The 15,547-nt window shown below is 61.5% G+C and carries 16 protein-coding genes; 3 read left to right on the top strand and 13 right to left on the bottom strand.

Annotated elements, in window-relative coordinates:
* Positions 1-54 precede the first annotated feature (54 nt).
* From arfA to leuS, 4 genes are all read right to left on the bottom strand, one after another.
* The gene (gene arfA, locus ACP7BX_RS21805; protein WP_003176285.1) at positions 55-219 is read right to left on the bottom strand and encodes an alternative ribosome rescue factor ArfA; all 165 of its coding nucleotides are present in this window, start codon (positions 217-219) and stop codon (positions 55-57) included.
* 84 nt (positions 220-303) lie between these two features.
* Positions 304-1,341: a DNA polymerase III subunit delta gene (gene holA, locus ACP7BX_RS21800; RefSeq protein WP_426129905.1), complete on the bottom strand. Its 1,038-nt coding sequence runs from the start codon at positions 1,339-1,341 to the stop codon at positions 304-306.
* Between the two features lie 39 nt (positions 1,342-1,380).
* Positions 1,381-1,986, bottom strand: a complete 606-nt coding sequence (lptE, locus tag ACP7BX_RS21795; protein WP_314535124.1) for an LPS assembly lipoprotein LptE — start codon at positions 1,984-1,986, stop codon at positions 1,381-1,383.
* Positions 1,987-2,074: 88 nt separating this feature from the next.
* Entirely contained in the window at positions 2,075-4,681 is a 2,607-nt protein-coding gene (gene leuS / locus ACP7BX_RS21790; protein WP_426129908.1) for a leucine--tRNA ligase, read from the bottom strand.
* A 261-nt stretch (positions 4,682-4,942) separates the two neighbouring features.
* Here leuS and ACP7BX_RS21785 point away from each other — a divergent pair, with 261 nt between their 5' ends.
* On the top strand, positions 4,943-5,260 hold the full coding sequence (locus tag ACP7BX_RS21785) for a hypothetical protein (protein WP_426129910.1): 318 nt from the start codon (positions 4,943-4,945) through the stop codon (positions 5,258-5,260).
* A 114-nt stretch (positions 5,261-5,374) separates the two neighbouring features.
* Complete coding sequence (locus tag ACP7BX_RS21780) at positions 5,375-6,136, top strand: YdcF family protein (protein WP_269132107.1); 762 nt, start codon at positions 5,375-5,377, stop codon at positions 6,134-6,136.
* Between the two features lie 14 nt (positions 6,137-6,150).
* On the opposite strand, the gene lnt is transcribed toward ACP7BX_RS21780, so the two are convergent.
* The 5 genes from lnt to miaB all read right to left on the bottom strand — a co-directional run bounded on the left by lnt (position 6,151) and on the right by miaB (position 11,461).
* Positions 6,151-7,674 carry an apolipoprotein N-acyltransferase gene (gene lnt, locus ACP7BX_RS21775; RefSeq protein ID WP_426129912.1) on the bottom strand — a complete coding sequence of 508 codons (1,524 nt, stop codon included), beginning with the start codon at positions 7,672-7,674 and terminating at the stop codon, positions 6,151-6,153.
* A gap of 8 nt (positions 7,675-7,682) precedes the next feature.
* Positions 7,683-8,522 carry an HlyC/CorC family transporter gene (locus tag ACP7BX_RS21770; protein ID WP_010206772.1) on the bottom strand — a complete coding sequence of 280 codons (840 nt, stop codon included), beginning with the start codon at positions 8,520-8,522 and terminating at the stop codon, positions 7,683-7,685.
* Between the two features lie 41 nt (positions 8,523-8,563).
* Positions 8,564-9,022: an rRNA maturation RNase YbeY gene (gene ybeY / locus ACP7BX_RS21765; protein WP_426129914.1), complete on the bottom strand. Its 459-nt coding sequence runs from the start codon at positions 9,020-9,022 to the stop codon at positions 8,564-8,566.
* Complete coding sequence (locus tag ACP7BX_RS21760) at positions 9,015-10,019, bottom strand: PhoH family protein (RefSeq protein WP_033896449.1); 1,005 nt, start codon at positions 10,017-10,019, stop codon at positions 9,015-9,017. The genes ybeY and ACP7BX_RS21760 overlap by 8 nt, the downstream gene beginning before the upstream one ends.
* A gap of 113 nt (positions 10,020-10,132) precedes the next feature.
* On the bottom strand, positions 10,133-11,461 hold the full coding sequence (miaB, locus tag ACP7BX_RS21755; protein WP_038847522.1) for a tRNA (N6-isopentenyl adenosine(37)-C2)-methylthiotransferase MiaB: 1,329 nt from the start codon (positions 11,459-11,461) through the stop codon (positions 10,133-10,135).
* Between the two features lie 131 nt (positions 11,462-11,592).
* Between miaB and ACP7BX_RS21750 the strand changes: the two genes are divergently transcribed.
* Positions 11,593-11,919, top strand: a complete 327-nt coding sequence (locus ACP7BX_RS21750) for a DUF1820 family protein (RefSeq protein WP_003194436.1) — start codon at positions 11,593-11,595, stop codon at positions 11,917-11,919.
* Positions 11,920-11,927: 8 nt separating this feature from the next.
* On the opposite strand, the gene ACP7BX_RS21745 is transcribed toward ACP7BX_RS21750, so the two are convergent.
* From ACP7BX_RS21745 to ACP7BX_RS21730, 4 genes are all read right to left on the bottom strand, one after another.
* Positions 11,928-12,482 (bottom strand): tetratricopeptide repeat protein, encoded by a 555-nt coding sequence (locus tag ACP7BX_RS21745; RefSeq protein WP_314535109.1) that lies wholly within the window; start codon positions 12,480-12,482, stop codon positions 11,928-11,930.
* Between the two features lie 225 nt (positions 12,483-12,707).
* The gene (gene hemL / locus ACP7BX_RS21740; RefSeq protein ID WP_016973898.1) at positions 12,708-13,991 is read right to left on the bottom strand and encodes a glutamate-1-semialdehyde 2,1-aminomutase; all 1,284 of its coding nucleotides are present in this window, start codon (positions 13,989-13,991) and stop codon (positions 12,708-12,710) included.
* Positions 13,992-14,008: 17 nt separating this feature from the next.
* Positions 14,009-14,632 (bottom strand): thiamine phosphate synthase, encoded by a 624-nt coding sequence (gene thiE, locus ACP7BX_RS21735; RefSeq protein WP_314535106.1) that lies wholly within the window; start codon positions 14,630-14,632, stop codon positions 14,009-14,011.
* A gap of 18 nt (positions 14,633-14,650) precedes the next feature.
* Complete coding sequence (locus ACP7BX_RS21730) at positions 14,651-15,448, bottom strand: hydroxymethylpyrimidine/phosphomethylpyrimidine kinase (protein WP_426129917.1); 798 nt, start codon at positions 15,446-15,448, stop codon at positions 14,651-14,653.
* Positions 15,449-15,547 lie beyond the last annotated feature (99 nt).

Here is a 15,547-nt window from a genome sequence, read left to right as displayed (position 1 = left end):
TCCAGGGATTACAAATCAGGTGCAGACCTTATCATGCCAGAGGGGGGCTTGCCTTCAGGCAGCCAGAAAGTAAGAAGCCTCCCAGCTATTAGACTGGAAGGCTTCGCGGCGGTAGCTGCCTTTGCCCTTGCCGGCGCGTTCTTGACGGCTGCGGAACAGTGGCTGGGCGATGATGGATTTGGCCTTGTTGGGGCCATGCTTGGATGGCTTTTTGCTCATGGTCGTTACTCTCAGTCGGTGGGATGAAGCGGTGCAAATCATCTGCCGATGTTGCGCCGCTGTAAAGCCCTTCGAGAGGTAGGACTATTCTGCAGGCAGTGTCAGGCGCTGGCCGGCCATCAACAGCGACAAACGGCTCAGCCTCATCCACGGCGAACCGGCCGCCTGGCCCTTGATCTGCGCGTCAATGCGCTGCGCTTCCAGCAAGAGCTGCGCCCAGCGTTGCGCCGAGTGCCGTTGCAGGGCTTTGCTCATCAGCGGTTTGCGCTTGTCCCACACCGGTGGTCGGGCCTGGCTGAAGCATTTGTCCAACGGCGTGCCCTGGCTGTATTGCAGCGCAATATTGGCCAGTACTCGCAACTCCCGGGCCAGGGCCCAGAGAATGACCGGGGGTTCCACGCCTTCGCCGCGCAGGCCTTCGAGCATGCGCAGGGCGTGGGCGGGTTCGCCATTGAGGATTGCGTCCACCAGTCCGAACACATCAAAGCGCGCGCTATCGGCCACGGCGCCCTGGACGGTCTCGACGGTAATCTGCCCGTCTTCGGCCATCAGCTTGAGCTTTTCGATCTCCTGGGCGGCGGCCAGCAAGTTGCCTTCGACCCGGGCGGCGATCAGCTCCACCGCGTCCTGGGTCGCCGACAGCCCCGATTGTGACAGGCGCTGGCGAATCCACTGCGGCAACTGGTTGCTGTCCACTGGCCAGATCTGGATGAACTGGGTTTGCGCCCCTTCCACCAAGGCCTTGCCCCACTTGGTTTTCTGCGCACTGCCGTCAAGCTTGGGCAGGCTGATCAACAACACCGTGTCTTCGGCGGGACGTGAGCAGTATTCCATCAGGGCGGCGGCGCCTTTGTCCCCAGGCTTGCCCGAAGGCAGGCGCAGTTCCAGCAGGCGCTTTTCAGCAAACAGCGACATGCTCGCGCCGGCTTGCAGCAGCGTACCCCAGTCGAAACTGGCGTCGGCGCTGAACACCTGGCGTTCGTCGAAGCCTTGCTGGCGTGCAGCGGTGCGGATGGCGTCGGCGGCTTCCTGGCACAGCAACGGGTCATCGCCGCTGACGATATAGACAGGCGCAAGGCCACCTTGCAGGTGTTTGGCGAGTTGGGCGGGAGCGAGTTTCATAGGCAGGGCGAACGGGGCGCTTGGGGCGCCCCGTCGGGCTTACTCGACAGGGACTTCAACAGGCGATTGTTTCGGCGTGTTGTCTTCGTACTCTTGGGCGGCTTTCAGCGCGTCGGCGTCGGCCTTGGCCTTGTTGTCAGCCTGTTGCTGCAAGGTCTCCAGTTGTTCCGGAGTGAGCATCGACAGACGCAGCACCATGCGCTGTACCAGTTCGCGACGCATTTCCTTGCGTACCTGGATGATTTCGGAGTCCGAACCCACCAGGTTGTTGCCGTCGTGGCTGACGATCTTCTGTATTTGGATGCTGTCACCCATCAAAGGCAGGTGGTCACGGCCCTGGACTTCAAAGTTGAGCTGGGTTGCCAGTTCGATATCGGACGCACGCCCGGCGCTGGCGTAGCTCAGGTTGCGCTGGGTTTCTTTTTCATTGGCCAGGAACAGCTTGTAGGTCGCGCCGGTGTAGACGTGAACGCCGCTGTTTTCCAGGACCTGGCGCAGCTGGGTCACGGTTTCGCTGTAGGCGTCGCGGGCACTGACGTCCAGTTCCTTGATCGCCAGTTCGTTGGTGCCGGTGCCGCGCAGCTGGAAGCCGCAAGCGCTCAGCAGTACGGCAAGGCCCATCACCAGCAAATTGCGTTTGATCATTGTGTTGCTCCCCTTGAAACCATGTGGGCCTTATCGAGGCCCTGAAGGCTTTATTCGGCGCAGGGTTCGAACCCTGCGCCCGATCCGATTAGCTAGCGACGATATTGACCAGTTTGCCAGGCACCACGATCACTTTGCGGATCGTCAGGCCTTCGGTAAAGCGCAGCACGTTTTCGTTGACGCGGGCAGCCGCCTCGACGTCTTCGCGGCTGGCGGTGGCCGGCATGTCGATCTGGCCACGCAGTTTACCGTTGACCTGGATCACCAGTTGCAGCGTGTCCTGTACCAGGGCGCTGTCATCCTGCACCGGCCAGCGTGCGTCGATAACGGCGTCGCTGTGGCCCAGGCGGTTCCACAGGTCGTGGCTGATGTGCGGCGTGATCGGCGCCAGCAGCAGGGTGACCGTTTCCAGGCCTTCCTGTACCAATGCGCGATCCTGTTCGGTGGCTTGTGGCGCTTTTTCCAGCACGTTCATCAGCGTCATCACCTGGGCGATGGCGGTGTTGAACTTGTGGTTCTGGCCCACGTCCTGGCTGGCTTGCTTGATGGCCAGGTGGGTGCTGCGGCGAATCAGTTTCTGCTCGTCGGTCAAGGCGGCCACGTCCAGTTTGCCCGGCAGGCCCTGGCTGATGTGGGCGTGCGCCAGGCGCCAGACGCGCTTGAGGAAGCGGTGCGAACCTTCGACGCCGGAGTCGGACCATTCGGCGCTCATGTCAGGCGGCGAGGCGAACATCATGAACAGGCGGCAGGTGTCGGCGCCGAACTGGTCGATCATCGACTGGGGGTCAACGCCGTTGTTCTTCGACTTGGCCATCTTCTCGGTGCCGCCGATTTCCACCGGCAGGCCGTCGGCGATCAGCTTGGCGCTGATGACCTTGGCTTTGCTGTCGCGCTCAAGCTCCACGTCAGCCGGGTTGAACCAGGTGTAGGCACCGTTGGCTTCGCGGCGATAGTAAGTCTCGGCGACCACCATGCCCTGGGTCAGCAGGTTCTTGAACGGCTCATCGGAGCTCACCAGGCCTTCGTCACGCATCAGCTTGTGGAAGAAACGTGCGTACAGCAGGTGAAGAATGGCGTGTTCGATACCGCCGATGTATTGATCCACCGGCAACCAGTGGTCGGCTGCGGATTTTTCCACCAGACCGCCCTCGTAGTGCGGCGAGGCGTAGCGGGCGTAGTACCAGGAGGACTCGACGAAGGTGTCCATGGTGTCGGTTTCACGCTTGGCAGGCTGGCCGCATTTCGGGCAGCTGCACTCGTAGAACTCAGGCATGCGCGCCAATGGCGAACCGGCGCCGTCCGGCACCACATCTTCCGGCAGGACCACCGGCAGTTGGTCTTCCGGTACTGGCACGTCGCCACAGCTTTCGCAGTGGATGATCGGGATCGGGCAGCCCCAGTAGCGCTGGCGGCTGATGCCCCAGTCGCGCAGGCGGAACTGAGTGCGCGAGGCGCCCAGGCTTTTCTTGATCAATGCCACTTCGATCGCATCGAAAGCGCCCTGGAAATCCAGGCCGTCGAACTCGCCGGAATTGATCAGGGTGCCGTGCTCGCCGTAGGCGTCTTGCCATGGGGCCGGGTTGGTATCGCCCGAGCTGGTGCGCACCACGGATTTGATCGGCAGGCTGTACTTGGTGGCGAATTCGAAATCGCGCTCGTCGTGAGCCGGCACAGCCATTACGGCGCCATCGCCGTAGTGCATCAGCACGTAGTTGGCGACCCACACCGGCAGCTTCTCGCCAGTCAGTGGATGTTCAACGAACAGGCCAGTTGGCAGGCCTTTTTTCTCCTGGGTGGCGACGTCGGCTTCAGCCACGCTGCCGCCTTTGCATTCGGCGATGAACTCCTGCAGCTCAGGGTTGTTCTGTGCGGCCTGGGTGGCCAGCGGGTGTTCGGCGGCCACGGCGACGTAGGTCGCGCCCATCAGGGTATCCGGACGGGTAGTGAAGACTTTGAGTGCGCCCGCTTCGCCGATCGAATCGACGTTGTACGGGAACTGCACTTCCATGCCCTTGGATTTGCCGATCCAGTTGCGCTGCATGGTCTTGACCTGTTCAGGCCAGCCCGGCAGGTCGTCGAGGCTCGACAAGAGTTCATCCGCGTAGGCGGTGATCTTGAAGTAGTACATCGGGATTTCGCGCTTTTCGATCAGCGCGCCGGAGCGCCAGCCGCGACCGTCGATCACTTGCTCGTTGGCCAATACGGTCTGGTCCAGCGGGTCCCAGTTCACGGTGCCGCTCTTCTTGTAGATCACGCCTTTTTCGAACAGGCGCGTGAACAGCCATTGTTCCCAGCGGTAGTAGTCCGGCTTGCAGGTGGTCACTTCGCGGGACCAGTCCACCGCCAGGCCCAGGCTGCGCAGCTGGGTCTTCATGTAGGCGATGTTTTCGTAGGTCCACTTGGCGGGGGCCACGTTGTTTTTCATCGCGGCGTTTTCCGCCGGCATGCCGAAGGCGTCCCAACCCATGGGTTGCAGGACGTTCTTGCCTTGCATGCGCTGGTAGCGGGAAATCACGTCGCCGATGGTGTAGTTACGCACGTGCCCCATGTGTAGCTTGCCGCTGGGGTAAGGGAACATCGATAGGCAGTAGTAAGTCTCCTTGCCTGGCTGTTCACTGACTTCAAAGGACTTTTGCTCGTCCCAGAAGGTTTGGGCGGCATTTTCTATTTCACGGGGCTGATATTGTTCGTGCATGGCTACTTTTGAACTGAATAGGGGTGGCCTAATCCTCTTCGGTGCAACGTTCAGGTTGATCGACACCAAAAAGCGGCGCGTCCGTGCCCAAACCCTGCGGGAAGTGGAGTTACAGGAAGCGCCGTAGCATACATGACCCCACTCTATCGAGGGAAACCCTGATTGCGCAGGCAGGGCCGTCTGTCGCGGCGCCAGGCGTGCACGGCCACGAGGACTACGCTGTTTATTGGGGAGCAAGTCTTTCTTCAATGAGGTGAGGGGATGGTTGAATCGCAAAGAATCGTATCGAAACCGGATGTCTACGAAGGACTGATCGACCGCTTGGGTCGTGCATTGGATGCAGCGAGGACAGCGGGCCGATTGCGTGATGAACGGCCTGTGGAGTTGGAACTGCGCGGTCTGAGTCGCGCGGAGCTGGAACTGATCAAGGCGTATCTGGAAAGGAATGGGCGCAGTGCGCCTCCTTGGGTGGCAACCCCGCCAATCAAGGAGCCTACGCATTCAGCCAAGGTGGTGTGGCTCAAGGACTTGTCGACCGGTCGTGGCCCGGAAAAGCTCCGGTCCGCCCGCTACAAGTAATTCATTGCCCCCCTGAACGGCTTCACCACGCCGTTTCACTGTAAGCATGTCACCGTAAAGATTGTCGCTAAACCCCGTTACACCTTAGGCTTCGGGCATCTATGGAGATGCCCGATGCCTATTCGTTATTTCATCAAACAACTGCTTCTGCCGCCCGGCATTCTCTTGCTGTTGCTGGCGCTTGCCTGGTGGTTTCGCCGTAGCCGCCCGCGTTTGGCGGCGTGCTGCTTTACCCTGGGTTTTGGGGGGATGTGGTTGATCAGCTTGCCAGTCATGGTGGAGTGGGGCGCTCGGGCCCTGGAAACCGAACCGCCATTGGCCAGGGAAGACTGGTCGACTTTGGCCCAGCGCGCTGACGCCATTGTGGTACTGGGTTCCGGACGTGAGCGCGGTGACCCGGCCTGGGGCACCGACCAGCCCACCGGGATCGGCCTGGAACGCCAGCGCTACGCCGCTCGGTTGGCCAAAGCCTCCGGCCTGCCGGTGCTGACTACCGGCGGCCTGCATTACGGCACGCCGCCCAGCGAAGCGGAGTTGATGGCGGTGTCGATGCAGGATGACTTCGGCGTAGCGGTGCGCTGGAAGGAAGAGCGCAGCCGTACCACTTGGGAAAATGCGCAGATGAGCGCCGAGATTCTATTGCCGGAGGGCATTAAACGCGTGGTGGTGGTGACCCAGGCCTGGCACATGCCGCGTTCGGTGTGGAGCTTTGAGAAGGCTGGCTTCACCGTGGTGCCGGCACCCGTGGGTTTCCTGGGCGTGGACAACGCTCGGCCGCTGGGTGGGTGGATGCCGGAGTTCGTCTCAGTGTGGCGCAGTGGGCAGTTGATCAATGAGGCCGTGGGGCAGTTGGGTTACCGGTTGTTCTACCGATAACCCCGTCGCGAAACCTACAGGGTTTTCGACATCCTGCCCGCCAGCAGCGCCCAGCCAAACAGGCCCAGGCACACAATGATCAACGGCCACGAACGCCATTGCAGGTACGGGGTGAGGTTGTGCATCGGCACCACTTCACCGTAGAGAATGCCGCGTTCGAACTGCGGGATCTGCGCGGTGATCTGCCCGAACGGGTTGATCAAGCCGGTCACCCCATTGTTGGTGGCGCGGATCATCCAACGCCCGGCTTCCAGTGCACGCATCTGCGCCATTTGCAGGTGCTGCAACGGGCCGATGGAGCGGCCGAACCAGGTGTCGTTGCTGATGGTCAGCAGCAGATCGCTCTGGGCTGACAGGCCGGCAGCGAACTCCGGGTAGACCACTTCGTAGCAGATGAACGGCGCGATCTGATAGCCCTTGGCCTGCAGCATTGCCTGGTCGGCAGGGCCGCGCGCGAAGTCCGACATTGGCAGATCAAAGAACGCAATCAGGCCGCGCAGCATGTCCTGCAGCGGCACGTACTCGCCAAACGGCACTAGCTTCTGCTTGAGGTAGGTGCCTTCGCCCTCACCAACCACGGTGATGCCGTTGAAGTAGCGCTTCTGGTGATGCACTTCCTGGCGGATCGGTACGCCGGTGATCAGCGCGGTGTGCCGGTCGGCAGCAAACTTGCCCATCATGCCCAGGTAGCCTTCGACAGACTCCTTGAGCACCGGCACAGCGGTTTCCGGCCATACCAGCAGGTCGACGGGCTTGGAGCTGAAGCTCATGTCGCGGTACAACGCGAGCTGTGCGTTGAGCTGCTCCGGGTCCCATTTCATGCTTTGCTCGACGTTGCCCTGGATGGCGGCCACGGTCAGTGGCGCACCGGACGGGCTGGTCCAGGCGTGATGCTTGAGCGCCAGGCCGATGGCCCAGGGCGCGACCAGCAGCACCAGGCCTGCGCCGATAAAGGCGTTGCGCTTGCCGGCCAGCAGGCGCGGCAGGTTGCACAGCAGCGCCGCCGTGAGTGCCAGGGCAAAGGAAATCAGCCACATGCCGCCCACGGGCGCCAAGCCCGTCAGCGGGCCGTCAAGCTGACTGTAACCGGAGTACAGCCACGGGAACCCCGTCAGGAACCAGCCGCGAAACGCTTCTTGGCCCACCCACAACGCCGCAAACGTCAGCGCATCCGCCAACGGTGCCTCATTGCGCCGCAACCAGCGCGCCCACAGCCAGGCGGGCAGGGCGAAGAACCAGGCGATGGCGGCGGTAAACAGCAGCATCAGGAAACCCGCCAGCAGCACCGAAGCACCGCCGAAGTGGTGGATGCTGTAGTAGATCCAACTGGTGCCGGCGCCGAACAGGCCGAAGCCGAAACACCAGCCGCGACCCAATGCCTGGCGCGGGCTCAGGTCCCGCAGCCCGACATAGAACAGGCCGACCGCGACCAACGCAAACGGCCACAGGTCGAACGGCGCCAGCGCCAGGGTGGTGATGGCGCCGGCCACCACGGCCAGCAGATTACCGGGCCAGCCGGGGCGGGTTAGGCGCTGCATGTCATTCCTTAGCGGGCAATAGGTGTCAGGCGAATCAAGTGAATCCGGCGGCTGTCGGCATTCAGGATGCGGAAGCGATACGCGCCGATCTCGGTGGTCTCGTTACGTTTTGGCAGATGCCCGAACGCACTCATCACCAGGCCGCCCACGGTATCGAACTCGTCATCGGAGAATTCGCTGTCGAAGAACTCATTGAAGTTCTCGATCGGCGTCAACGCCTTGATCAGGAAGTCACCGCTGGGCAGTGGCTTGATGTAGCTGTCTTCTTCGACGTCGTGTTCGTCTTCGATGTCGCCGACGATCTGTTCCAGCACGTCTTCAATCGTCACCAGGCCGGCCACGCCGCCGTATTCGTCGATCACGATGGCCATGTGATTGTGGTTGGCGCGGAATTCACGCAGCAACACGTTCAGGCGCTTGGACTCGGGCACGAAGGTGGCCGGACGCAGCAGGTCCTTGATGTTGAAGCTGTCGCCGTTCTCCTTGAGGATCAACGGCAGCAGGTCCTTGGCCAGCAGGACGCCCATGACGTCGTCATGGCTTTCACCGATCACCGGGTAGCGCGAGTGCGCCGAGTCGATCACGGCCGGGAGGAATTCCCGTGGGGTCTGGGTCGCCTTGATGCTGATCATCTGCGAGCGCGGGACCATGATGTCGCGTACTTGCAGGTCAGCCACCTGGATGGCGCCTTCGACGATGGCCAGCGCTTCGCTGTCCAGCAACTTGTTCTGATGGGCCTCGCGCAGCAGCTCAAGCAGCTCCTGGCGGTTTTTCGGCTCGTGGGCAAAAGCCTGGGTCAGTTTACCCAGCCATGACTTCTGCCCGTTGCTCGATCGGTCTTCGCTCATAGCGATTACTCTGAATCCTTTATTGTTACAGTTGAGTGTTTTTAAACTTCGTCGTCGGCATACGGGTCCGGATGACCCAATTCTGCTAGCAACGTTTGTTCCAGTTTTTCCATTTCCTCGGCTTCGTCATCGTCTATATGGTCGTAACCCAAGAGATGCAAGCAGCCGTGGATGACTAGATGGGCCCAATGGGCCTCAAGTTCCTTGCCTTGTTCCTTTGCCTCGCGCTCCACCACGGCGACACAGATGACCAGATCGCCCAGCAGCGGGATATCCAGCAGCTCATCCGGTACGTCGGCGGGAAAGGACAGCACATTGGTCGCGTAGTCCTTCTGGCGCCAGGTGTGATTCAGTTCGCGGCCCTCGGGCTCGTCCACCAGACGAATGGTCAGCTCCGAGTCGGCGGTGCGCTGGCGCAGGGCCAGGGCGCACCATTGGCGGAACTGGGCTTCACTGGGGGCGGGCGCATCGGTGGCCAGCTGCAGGTCAAGCTCAAGCATCGCGGCGAACGTCCTTGGACAGCCCGTCATCGCGGTGTTCAAAGCGCTCGTAGGCTTCGACAATGCGCTGCACCAGCGGGTGACGCACCACGTCCTTGGGCGAGAAGTGCGTGAAACTGATGCCCGGCACGTCCTTGAGCACTTCAATCACGTGGCTCAAGCCCGACTTGGTGCCCTTGGGCAGGTCAACCTGGGTAATGTCGCCGGTGATAATGGCCGTGGAGCCGAACCCGATGCGGGTCAGGAACATCTTCATTTGCTCGACCGTCGTGTTCTGGCTTTCGTCGAGGATGATGAAACTGTTGCTCAAGGTGCGGCCGCGCATGTAGGCCAGCGGGGCGATCTCGATCACCTGGCGCTCGATCAATTTGGCCACGTATTCAAAGCCAAGCATCTCGTACAGCGCGTCGTAGAGCGGGCGCAGGTACGGGTCGATCTTCTGGGCCAGGTCGCCAGGCAGGAAACCGAGCTTTTCGCCCGCTTCGACTGCCGGGCGCACCAGCAGGATGCGGCGTACTTGCTCGCGTTCCAGCGCGTCGACCGCGCAGGCCACGGCCAGGTAGGTCTTGCCGGTACCGGCGGGGCCGATGCCGAAATTGATGTCGTTACCCAGGATTGCCTTGACGTACTTCTGCTGATTCAAGCCCTTTGGGCGAATCATGCCTTTCTTGGTACGCAGGGCCACGCTGGCTTCAGCGACTGGGTTGTTGGCCAAGTCTTCCACAGCCGATTCCTGCAAATACAGGTGCACGATTTCTGGCGACAGCTCGCTACCCTTGGTTTCGCGGTAGAGACGGCGCAGCAGGTTTTCTGCAGATTTGGTGTGTTGGGCTTCGCCAATGAGCTCGAACTGATTGCCGCGGTTGCGGATCTCGATGCCCAGGCGTTGTTCGATCAGGCGCAGGTGCTCGTCGAACTGTCCGCACAGGTTGGCGAAACGTAGAGCCTCAAAGGGCTCGAGAATAAAACGATGGGGTTCTGCTATGGGTGCGTTCAAGGTCGCTTTTAGCCGCCCTTTGGCTGTTGAGGTGAAATAGAGAATAACGCCAGCCGGCTGTGTGCGAAAGCACTTAAACGGCACATGTTGGCTGGCGATAATTCAAAGAGTGATTACGGGATCAACGACCCGCGCAGTGAATGGGGCTGCGCCGCGTCGATGTGCACATCGGCAAACTGGCCGATCAGGGTCGGATTATCGCAACGGAAGTTTACGATTCGGTTGTTCTCGGTACGGCCTTGCAGTTCGCCCGGGTCTTTTTTCGAGTAGTCGGTGACCAGGATGCGCTGGGTGGAACCGACCATTTGTCGGCTGATCTCGAAACCCTGCTGGTTCAAGCGGTGTTGCAGCGCGTTGAGGCGCTCTTTTTTCAGCGCTTCCGGGGTTTCATCCGCCAAGTCGGCCGCCGGCGTGCCGGGGCGCTGGCTGTAGACGAACGAGTAGGAGAAGTCGAAGCCGACGTCTTCGATGAGCTTCATGGTCTGCTGGAAGTCTTTCTCGGTTTCACCGGGGAAACCGACGATAAAGTCCGAGCTGATGCAGATACCCGGCACCGCCGCGCGCAATTTGCGCAGTTTGGATTTGTATTCCAGGGCCGTGTGGTTGCGCTTCATCGCCGCGAGGATGCGGTCCGAGCCCGATTGCACCGGCAAATGCAAGTGCTTGACCAGTTCCGGCACTTCGGCGTGTGCCTGGATCAGGCTGTCGGAGAATTCCAGGGGGTGCGAGGTGGTGTAGCGGATGCGCTCGATACCGTCCACGGCGGCGACCACGCGGATCAACTCCGCCAGGTCAGCGAGCCGGCCATCATGGGTCTGGCCGCGATAGCCGTTGACGTTCTGGCCCAGCAGCGTCACTTCGCGCACGCCGTTTTCTGCGAGGTGGATGATTTCCGACAGCACATCGTCAAACGGCCGGCTGACTTCTTCGCCACGGGTGTAGGGCACCACGCAGAAGGTGCAGTACTTGCTGCAACCTTCCATCACCGACACGTAGGCGCTCGGACCGTCGATGCGTGGCTCGGGCAAATGGTCGAATTTTTCTATTTCAGGGAATGACACGTCGACCTGGGGCAGCTTGGTAAAGCGCGCGGCGTCGATCATTTCCGGTAGACGGTGCAGGGTCTGCGGGCCGAACACCACGTCGACATAGGGCGCGCGGTCGCGAATGGCGGCACCTTCCTGGCTGGCCACGCAACCGCCGACGGCGATCACCATGTCCGGGTTGGCCAGTTTCAATTCGCGCCAGCGGCCCAGCTGGGAGTACACACGGTCCTGGGCCCGCTCGCGGATCGAGCAGGTATTGAGCAGGATCACGTCGGCATCTTCGGCGCGGGCGGTGACTTCCAGGGCCTGGTGTTCACCCAGCAGATCGACCATGCGCGAGCTGTCGTACTCGTTCATCTGGCAACCGTGGGTTTCGATGTAAAGCTTCTTGGCCATGGGAATCGTCAACTGGTGGTAAAGAACCGCGCATTATAGGGGGCATGCCCATTGGTTCCTAGCGTTGTGCATCGGGTGCCATGCTATAGTTCGCGCCCTCTTTTATATCCCCGATGTGTTATTCGCCCACCATGACCAAACGTGAAGCTCCAATCTACAAGGTGATTTTCCTCAACCAGGGCCAGGTGTTCGAAATGTACGCCAAGCAGATCTATCAGAGCGATCTGTGGGGTTTCCTGGAGGTGGAAGAGTTCGTCTTTGGCGAGCGCACCCAGTTGGTCGTCGATCCGGGCGAAGAGAAGCTCAAGGCGCAATTCGAAGGCGTGGTGCGCAGCTTTGTGCCGATGCATTCGATTGTGCGCATCGATGAGGTCGAGCGTTTGGGCACGCCGAAGATCAGCGAAGCGCGTGGCACCAGCAATGTGATGCCATTCCCGATGCCGATGCCAGAGAAGTAAAGGCGCTGTCAGGGCAGGGGTGAGAAGGGCGAACGCCCGTCGGCACTCTGCAATTCCTGCAGATAATTGCGGAAGATCTGCCCCAGCACCTGGGTTGCCACTTCCAATTCATCGCGCTGCATGTGCTCGGCGACTTCATCGGCGGTGTCCAACGCGTCTTCGGCGCCGTTGACCGCGGCCATTTTCAGCACGATATACGCCTGGACGTTATTGGCCGGCACGCCTTCGCCTTTGAAGAACATGGTGCCCAGCTTGAATTGAGCGTCGGCGTGGCCCTGCAGCGAGGCTTTCTCGAAGTAGCTCAAGGCCTTGTTGAGGTCGCGGGCGGGGTTTTTGCTGTCGTGGAAGTACTCGCCCAACTCGTATTGCGCCTGCGCATCCCCGCCGTCGGCCTGTTTCTGGCACGCGCTCAGGGCTTCGGCCTGGCTGTCTGGCTGGGTATTGAGGGTGCAACGACCCATCGCTGGGATTAACAACGAGTTGCCGCCTGCTTGTGCATGTGCCAGCAGCGGCTGAAGGAGCAACAGGCAGCCCAGAACCAGGGTGCGGCCGGTGCGTTTCATGGGAATCGACTTACCTCTGACGGGGCGCGCGGACCCTCGGGGGATCCAATAAGCGCGCATTATGAAATAAGCAGGCCTCTGCTTACAAAGTCTTTACTCGTTTTTCTGCTGCTTGGGCAAGTTATCTGCCGGATTGCAGGTGATTTCTCTAAAAAACGCGGAAATCTCTGTAAGCAAAGTAGCAAATCAGACACCGTTTGCGCGGTGCCTGATCTGTACGCCCCATTATTTCAATGCGGCAAACGCGCGTTCGGCGGCATCGAGGGTCAGTTTCAGCTCGGCTTCGCCGTGGGCGATCGAGGTGAAGCCGGCTTCGAAAGCGCTTGGCGCCAGGTACACACCGCCTTCCAACATCAGGTGGAAGAAGCGCTTGAACAGATCGGCGTCACTGCCCATCACGTCATCAAAAGTGACGATATCGTCGGCGCCGCTGAAATACAGGCCGAACATGCCGCCCGCCTGAGTGGTGACAAACGGGATGCCGGCGGCATCGGCGCGCTGTTGCAGGCCGTCGAGCAGGCGCGTGGTGTAGTCGGTCAGCTCGGCGTGGAAGCCCGGGCGGCTGATCAGGCGCAGGGTGGTCAGGCCGGCGGCCATGGCCAACGGGTTACCCGACAAGGTGCCCGCCTGGTACACCGGGCCCAGTGGCGCGATGTGCTGCATGATTTCGCGCTTGCCGCCGAAGCAGCCCACCGGCATGCCACCGCCGATGATCTTGCCGAACGTGCTCAGGTCCGGCGTGACGCCGTAGTGAGCCTGGGCCCCACCCAGGGCGACGCGGAAACCGGTCATCACTTCGTCGAAAATCAACACCACGCCGTGCTTGTCGCACTGCTCGCGCAGGCCTTCGAGGAAGCCTGGCGCCGGGGGCACGCAATTCATGTTGCCGGCGACCGGCTCGACGATGATGCACGCCACGTCCTGGCCCACTTCATTGAGCATTTGCTCGACGGCGGCGATGTCGTTGAAGGGCAGGGTCAGCGTGTGTTTGGCGAACGCCGCCGGCACACCGGCGGAGCTTGGCACGCCTTGGGTCAGCAGGCCGGAACCGGCTTTCACCAGCAGGCTGTCGGAGTGGCCGTGGTAGCAGCCTTCGAACTTGATGATGCTGTCGCGGCCGGTGAAACCACGGGCCAGGCGGATCGCGCTCATGGTGGCTTCGGTGCCGGAGCTGACCATGCGCACCATTTCCATCGACGGCACGATCGAGCAGACCAGATCGGCCATCTCGGTTTCCATGGCGGTCGGCGCGCCGTAGGACAGGCCGTGTTCCAGTTGCTTGCGCACTGCGTCCAGCACGTCCGGGTGGCTATGGCCGAGGATCATCGGGCCCCAGGAGCCGACGTAATCCACGTAGCGCTTGTCATCTTCGTCAGTGACGTAGGCGCCTTCGGCATGCTTGAAGAACAGCGGCGTGCCGCCCACGCTCTTGAACGCACGCACGGGGGAGTTCACACCGCCGGGGATGTGTTTCTGGGCATTGGCAAACAGCGTTTCGGAACGGGACATGATCGGGCTCTCTTGAATCAAATCTGAAAAAGGGCGTTGAACGCACGGGCGCGGCGCGTGACTTCCTGGGTGCTGTCGGCGCCAAACAGGCCATGCACCACCGCCAGCAGGTCGGCGCCGTGGGCCACCAAGGGCTGGGCGTTCTCCAGGGTGATGCCGCCAATCACGCAGATCGGCAGCTGCAAACGTGTACGGGCCTGGGCCAGCATCTCTGGGGTGGCGGCCGGTGCGCCAGGCTTGGTGTTGGAATTGAAGAAGCGGCCGAAGGCGACATAACTGGCGCCTTCCTTGGCGGCCTGCTCGGCCAGCTCGATCTGGCTGTGGCAGGTGGAACCGATGATGGCTTTGGAGCCCAGCAGGGCGCGGGCCGGGGTCAGCGGGCCGTCGGTCTGGCCCAGGTGCACGCCGACGCCGAGGCGCGCAGCCAGTTCGGCGTCGTCGTTGATGATCAACTGGGTCTTGTAGCGCGAGCACAGCTCTCGCAGTTTTTCTGCTTCACGCAGGCGCCGGGCTTCGTCGCTGCTTTTGTCGCGGTATTGCAGCAGGGTCACGCCACCGTCCAACGCGGCTTCGACGTAGGCGAGGAATTTACCGGCCAACAGTTGGCTGTCGGTAATGGCGTAAAGGCCACGTAATTTCATCGGGCAGGCCCCTTGATCTTAAGAGCAGAAGTCCAGCGGCAACCGGCGCGGTACGAACTGGCCCTGGCCGAGTTGTTCGGCGTCACGCAGGGTGCGCCAAGTGTAGTTGAGGGCCGATTGTACGGCGCTCACCAAGCCTTCGCCCTGGGCAATCCGACCGGACAACGCACTGGCCAACGTACAGCCCGAACCGTGATAGCTGCCGGGCAGGCGCTGGCAGGTAAAGGTCTGGCGTGTGCCGTCGCGGCTGTAGAGGCGGTTGTGCACTTCATGCTCGTCGCCATGGCCGCCGGTGATCAGCAGGTGCTTGATGTACGGCAACAGCTTCTCGGCGCATTCGTCCGCCGTGCCTTCAGGCAGCTCCGCGAGGATCCGCGCTTCCGGCAGGTTGGGCGTGGCGATCAACGACAGCGGGAAAAGCCGCTCGCGCATTGCATAACCGACTTCATCCTTGCCCAGGCTGCCACCGCCGCCGGCGCGCAGTACCGGGTCGCACACCACTGGCAGGTGCGGATGCGCTTGCAGCAGTTCGACGACGGTGTCGACCATCGCGGTGGAGCCGAGCATGCCCAGCTTGACCGCCGCCACTTCGGAGTCGCCGAGCACGGCATTGGCCTGGGCCAGTACCCACTCGCGGTCGAGCACGCGGAAATCGCTGACATTGACGGTGTTTTGCACGGTCAAGGCGGTGACGGCCGGAGCGGCATGGCAACCCTGGGCGAGCAGGGCTTCGATATCTGCCTGCAAGCCGGCGCCACCACTGGGGTCATGGCCGGAGAGACAGAGGACAACGGGACGAGAGCTGTAGATATTCATGGTGCGCGAGCTTACCACCAAACGCTTTTGGCGGGGCCGTCTGGCGATGGTTGAATTTTGCCATCGAAGTGACGCTTTTTTGGCGGTTTTACGGTCGAT

This window comes from Pseudomonas sp. DWP3-1-3b3, from assembly GCF_049896305.1.
Lineage (GTDB): Bacteria > Pseudomonadota > Gammaproteobacteria > Pseudomonadales > Pseudomonadaceae > Aquipseudomonas > Aquipseudomonas azotoformans_A.
The sequence above is the reverse complement of the archived record's forward strand: the minus strand, read 5'-3'. Positions and strand labels throughout refer to the sequence as shown.